Source organism: Psychrobacter sp. H7-1 (assembly GCF_904846585.1).
In the GTDB taxonomy this organism is placed as follows: Bacteria; Pseudomonadota; Gammaproteobacteria; order Pseudomonadales; family Moraxellaceae; genus Psychrobacter; species Psychrobacter raelei.
This window is the reverse complement of sequence record NZ_CAJHBH010000073.1, coordinates 1-5,183: the sequence shown is the minus strand read 5'-3', so window position 1 is coordinate 5,183 and position 5,183 is coordinate 1. Positions and strand designations below refer to the sequence as shown.

Here is a 5,183-nt window from a genome sequence, read left to right as displayed (position 1 = left end):
ACCGCACCTGCTGTGATGGCAGGATTGTTCCAGTGGCTTAATTTTAACGAACTGGTAAATCATTATTCCCCTGACAAACTACGTCAATTCGCTGATGCGGCTAGTAAATTTGTGTAGATACCTATGCACTGTATAGAACAGAAAAGATGGTAACTGTTTGATAATAAAGCAGGCGTACTTTAGCAACATTTTTGTAATATTGCAAATGGTAATCATTATTATTAGCTTTATTATTTATGATAAAACTTAAAATTTTTTTGAATCTCGGCTAAAAACAATAGATAATTAAATACACATTAAATCTAAGCTTAAATAACATTCCCATAATTATGTCCAAGGATGATAACCAATGAATACTGTGATAAAAACAGCCGCCACCTTAACCCTAGCACTAACCTGCCTAAGCCTTACCATCCCAGCTTCTGCCACATTAAAATCCTTTTCAAACGACGATGCTTGTGGCTTTAAAAATGAGAAAGGCCAAGTGGTCGTGCCGGCCAAATATGATTTTTGTGGTGATATCTCAGACGGTATGGCATACGTGGGTAAGTCTGCCAACAACCCTGATAAAGATGCCTACTATACCGGCTATATCAATGAGTCAGGCAAATTGGCCATTCCTGTTAAGCTTAATACCCAGATGTTCTATCCAAATATCATCTTTAGAGATTTCCACGAAGGTGTTGTCGCCGTCTATAAAGATGGGCCTATGGGCGAAGATGGTAAATATGGCTATATGAATAAAGCTGGAAAACTGGTTCTTCCTTATCAATATCAAAAAGCTGGCGACTTTAATAAAGCTCGTGCTGTCGTCTGTAAGAATGACAAATGCGGGGTAATTAATAAATCTGGCAAAACCGTTATCCCCTTCAAATTCAATGATCTAGAGGACTATTCTGATGGTTTGGCGAAGTTTAGCACAGAGCCATGGGGTCAAGGAAAGTCAGGCTTTATCGATACTAACGGCAAGGTGGTAGTCAGTGCTAGATGGGATGCTGCGATGCCTTTTTCGCAAGGTTTAGCTGCTGTTCGAGTCGGTGATTATGAAAATGGTAAATGGGGCATTATTAATAAAACAGGCAAGGTAATTGTGACACCTATTTATGACAATGCCTATATCGAACCTGAAGGCGACGCTATGGATGTAGATGGCGGGGTTTATGAAAATGGCACTATTAACATGTATAACGTCGGCAACAATGGCTCTGTAACCCGCTATACCCTTAACACCCAAGGCAAGGTCATTAAAAAGAAAGTCTTCTCAGACTGGTATGAAGCACAAGCAGATCTTTATCGTTAAGGCCACGCTCTATCTACTTTCTTGCAAATGCGCGTTTTGCTTATGATGCTTGACCATATATTTACCAAGCAGTGGTAAGCAAAACGCCGGTAACTGAAAGGCGCCTAATAATGGTAAAAACAAAGCACCCATAAACGGAACGGTAATGGTATAAGCCAGTAACACATTACGCCCACCACATACTATGGCTGCGACAATGGCATTCTCATAACCAAAGCGCCGATAGATAACATAAGCGCTGAAATAAAACAATAATGCCAATACAGAGCTAAGCGCTAATAAAGATAGCGCCTGCCACGGATCTTGATCAAAGGTACCTCGAAACCCTGCCATGAGCCCCAGCGGAAAAAGCATGAGCAATAAGATATTGAACTGTCCAATTTTGGGATAATAGCGGGATAAAATGGTGGGGGCAATGAAGCGGCGTGCCAGCACAGCCAAGCCCATCGGCATGATTATATACACCACCAAGCGCTTGACATAAGTCGCCAGATCTAAATGAGCATGTTTATCCCCTAACGCCCACAATACACCCAGTAGCGCACACGGCATTACCAAGGTAGCAGCAATGGTCTTTGCCATAGCCAGCTGAGCATCAAACCCCACCGCATTGACCAGTGCGCCACTGCCAAATAAAGGCGCTGTGGCACCAAGCCCAGCAATGGCCAACAGCAAATCACCTCGCACACCCAGCAGGTAACTTATGAACACCAGTATTAGGCTCATGCCCGCACTTTGAAATACAGCAAAGCCCCACACATAGCTTGTTGCAATGCGCTTGACTAATGCGTATTGATCAATACCCAGCAACGTAAAAAACATCAAGAAGAACAACACTTCAGGCAAATAGGCCAATACCGCATTGGATAAACTTGGGAAAATAAAACCCACAACTGCGCAAAGTGGCATAATTAAGGTGCTATGACGCGCAATAAAACGAAGCATGACCTTGTTCCTAAAACGTATATTCATCAACGCTTATTTAGCCTACTGCCTGTGTGATACACATCAAAACAGCAGTAAGGTCTAAGCAATTCTTATTTTTAGACCCTACTTTATACAGTGATTCTTATTAGGTTACAAACCCTATCACTGTTTTGGTGCATAATCTTAAATGACACCCCAAAACAGCCCTGACATACCGGTTAAATTAACGCTCAATCCAGGTTTGGGCATCAATCACTTCACCATACAAAAATTCAATAGCAGCCATAATGGTGGCATGCGCCTGAGCTGCTGGAACTTTGGTACCCTTAAACTCAAGGTCAAGGGTGGCGCAGGCATCATGGATTGTGGTGGTGGTATAACCAAAATCTACGGCGGCGCGGACCGTGGCGTCAATACACATATGACTCATCGCACCAATCACCGTTACCTGCGTTATACCCGCTTCATCTAGCAAAGTCTTAAGAGAGGTCTCACGAAAAGAGTTGGGGTAATGCTTCACAATAACCGTCTCGCCATCTATAGGCTTTACCTTGTCATTAATGGCCACACCCTCAGTGCCAGGTGTAAAAATTGGCGCATCGGCCGAGGGCATCTCATGACGAACATGGATAACGGTATGACCTTTTTGTCTGGCAGACTCAATCACCAAAGCTGCTTTATCTGCAGCAGCATTGATACCTACCAGCGGCAGTTTACCTTGCTCAAAATACTCATTTTGGATATCTACAACGATAAGGGCTTGTGGGTTCATAGTCGTTTCTCTTTTTTTTAAATTAAGTGTGAGTCTCTATCATACAAGCACAGCGCTAAACTAACGAGTGTCTATATGGACACATAACAGGTCAATAACGACATCTGAACCAAAACCCACTGTTGAAACTGCTAGGGTGGTCTATAAACGCACCAGATAGCAGCCGTAGTTGGCCGGCGCAATATGGTGGTGATCTGTGCGTCTCTTAAACCACACCTAAAAACCTACAAAAACTTAACGCTTTCTTAACTGCTTATCCTGTACTATCAAGTCAATAAAGCCATTTGGTCTCTTTCCAATACAGCGTTAAAAACTGAATTATTAAATTCTTAATGCCGGCATTTATAGGATGTAAAACAATTTTAATTCATTCAAGGATATCATTATGAAAGCTTTATTACTTACCGCTTTGGTAGCTGGCAGCATGGCTTTTACAGGCTGTACTACTCTAAAAAATGTCGCCGGTGAAGACACAACAGGTACGCATGACGTACATAGCATGCAAAACAACTCATCTCCTGTCACAAAAATGAATGGTGTATTAGTAGACTCAACCAACCATATGACCCTATATACTTATGACAAAGACGATCTTAACCAATCTAATTGTGGCAAAGTATGTCTGGTTGCATGGCCTGCCTTTTTAGCGCCTAAAGCCTCAATGACTAAGGGTCAATTGACCACAATCAAGCGTGATGATGGTCAATATCAGTGGGCGATGAATGGTAAGCCTTTGTACTTCTATGCGAATGATACCAAGCCAGGTGATAAAAATGGTGATGGTAAATTTGGTGCTTGGGATGTTATCAAAGCTCAATAATTATTTTATCACCGAACAACTTAGCCTATATTTGTGAGTTTTTTACCCCACTAAGTTTGTTTAACCCACTAAAGAAGACGCTAGTATTATGGATGCTCGTACAAATTAATTTTTGTTCGAGCATTTTTTATGGTCAAATTAGCTGACAAAAATTACTATAAAAAATATATTTGACACCTTGGAAATATTCTATATAATACGCTCCTACATTCAGGGTGATTAGCTCAGTTGGTAGAGCGTCTGCCTTACACGCAGAATGTCGGCGGTTCGAATCCGTCATCACCCACCACTCTTTATAGAGTACCACTTTTTTAGAAAGTGGCTAAACATTCTAAAGCGACCTAAGCAGCGGTAGTTCAGTTGGTTAGAATACCGGCCTGTCACGCCGGGGGTCGCGGGTTCGAGTCCCGTCCGCTGCGCCATATTTTAAAACTTAATAAGCTTTATTTAGCTTAACAGTTTCAACCTCAAGTATTTATACTTGAGGTTTTTTTGTGTCTGTTGGTTCTACACTTACCTCTTCTCCCGCTATAAATACAGTGGGAATGTAAATATAAATACCCCATAAGTTATACCTAACTTACGGGGTGCAGTTAATGAATACTAGACCTTAAAATATCATGAACGCAATTGGAGTTACTATTATCAGACTCAGTACGGTTCTTTCAAACCAAATTATAACCAAGTCACGTACTTTAATTGGAATATCAGTAGATAAGATACTTGGTGCACTAGCAGAGAAGAAAATAATAGATGAGATACAAACTACAGCAATGACGAACTTAGTTATGATATCTGCCTCAGCAACTAATAGTGGGGGTAAAAACATCTCTGTAATACCTAAAGCTGAAGCTTTAGCCGCTAACATTGGATCAGGGAGCTGTAACAGATAAGTAAAGGGATAAAAAATATAGGCTAGTAAGTCAAATAATGAAGTATATTCCGCCAATACCAAGGCAATAATGCCAATAGATAGAATAGTTGGCAAGATGCTCATAGTCATCAACAAGCTATCTTTTAGATTAATTAGAATATTTTCAAAAATATTATTAGCACTACCAGCAGCTTTTAGACCCTCATTAAAAGCATATCTAATTCTTGATTCGCCATCTGTGAAATTGCTCTCTACTTGCTTTGGTGTACCATCAATATATTCTTCAGGCATATTACGTAAAGGGTATATGTGAACAGTTATAGCGGTGACTAAGAAGGTCACAAACAGCGTCGTCCAAAAGTAAATGAACCGCCCCGGGATTGTCAGAGACTCATTTATCTGAGAGAATACGACAATGAAAACACGAAACTATACCCCCGAAATGAAAGAGCGCGCCGTCCGTATGCTAATTGAAGCTAAAGACGACTAC

5 protein-coding genes and 2 tRNA genes are annotated in these 5,183 nt (G+C 41.0%); 4 read left to right on the top strand and 3 right to left on the bottom strand.

What is annotated here, in order from left to right:
* Nucleotides 1–349 precede the first annotated feature (349 nt).
* The gene (locus tag JMX92_RS13005; protein ID WP_201546089.1) at nt 350–1,300 is read left to right on the top strand and encodes a WG repeat-containing protein; all 951 of its coding nucleotides are present in this window, start codon (nt 350–352) and stop codon (nt 1,298–1,300) included.
* A 9-nt stretch (nt 1,301–1,309) separates the two neighbouring features.
* Here the strand turns inward: JMX92_RS13005 and JMX92_RS13000 are convergent, their stop codons facing one another.
* Together JMX92_RS13000 and JMX92_RS12995 are read right to left on the bottom strand one after the other, a co-directional pair.
* Nucleotides 1,310–2,245 (bottom strand): hypothetical protein, encoded by a 936-nt coding sequence (locus JMX92_RS13000; protein ID WP_011960719.1) that lies wholly within the window; start codon nt 2,243–2,245, stop codon nt 1,310–1,312.
* Nucleotides 2,246–2,450: 205 nt separating this feature from the next.
* Nucleotides 2,451–2,999: a cysteine hydrolase family protein gene (locus tag JMX92_RS12995; protein WP_011960720.1), complete on the bottom strand. Its 549-nt coding sequence runs from the start codon at nt 2,997–2,999 to the stop codon at nt 2,451–2,453.
* Between the two features lie 385 nt (nt 3,000–3,384).
* Between JMX92_RS12995 and JMX92_RS12990 the strand changes: the two genes are divergently transcribed.
* The 3 genes from JMX92_RS12990 (at nt 3,385) to JMX92_RS12980 (ending at nt 4,241) form a co-directional block, all read left to right on the top strand.
* Nucleotides 3,385–3,819 (top strand): hypothetical protein, encoded by a 435-nt coding sequence (locus tag JMX92_RS12990; protein ID WP_201546088.1) that lies wholly within the window; start codon nt 3,385–3,387, stop codon nt 3,817–3,819.
* A 213-nt stretch (nt 3,820–4,032) separates the two neighbouring features.
* A tRNA-Val gene (locus JMX92_RS12985) sits at nt 4,033–4,108 on the top strand.
* Nucleotides 4,109–4,164: 56 nt separating this feature from the next.
* Nucleotides 4,165–4,241 (top strand) — tRNA-Asp (locus tag JMX92_RS12980).
* A 188-nt stretch (nt 4,242–4,429) separates the two neighbouring features.
* On the opposite strand, the gene JMX92_RS12975 is transcribed toward JMX92_RS12980, so the two are convergent.
* Nucleotides 4,430–5,035 carry a YjiH family protein gene (locus JMX92_RS12975; RefSeq protein WP_201546087.1) on the bottom strand — a complete coding sequence of 202 codons (606 nt, stop codon included), beginning with the start codon at nt 5,033–5,035 and terminating at the stop codon, nt 4,430–4,432.
* Nucleotides 5,036–5,183: the final 148 nt, after the last annotated feature.

Coding starts and splice junctions, on each gene's coding strand:
- JMX92_RS13005 (WP_201546089.1), top strand. CDS start 350: ATGAATACTGTGATAAAAACAGCCGCCACCTTAACCCTAGCACTAACC.
- JMX92_RS13000 (WP_011960719.1), bottom strand. CDS start 2,245: ATGCTTCGTTTTATTGCGCGTCATAGCACCTTAATTATGCCACTTTGC.
- JMX92_RS12990 (WP_201546088.1), top strand. CDS start 3,385: ATGAAAGCTTTATTACTTACCGCTTTGGTAGCTGGCAGCATGGCTTTT.
- JMX92_RS12995 (WP_011960720.1), bottom strand. CDS start 2,999: ATGAACCCACAAGCCCTTATCGTTGTAGATATCCAAAATGAGTATTTT.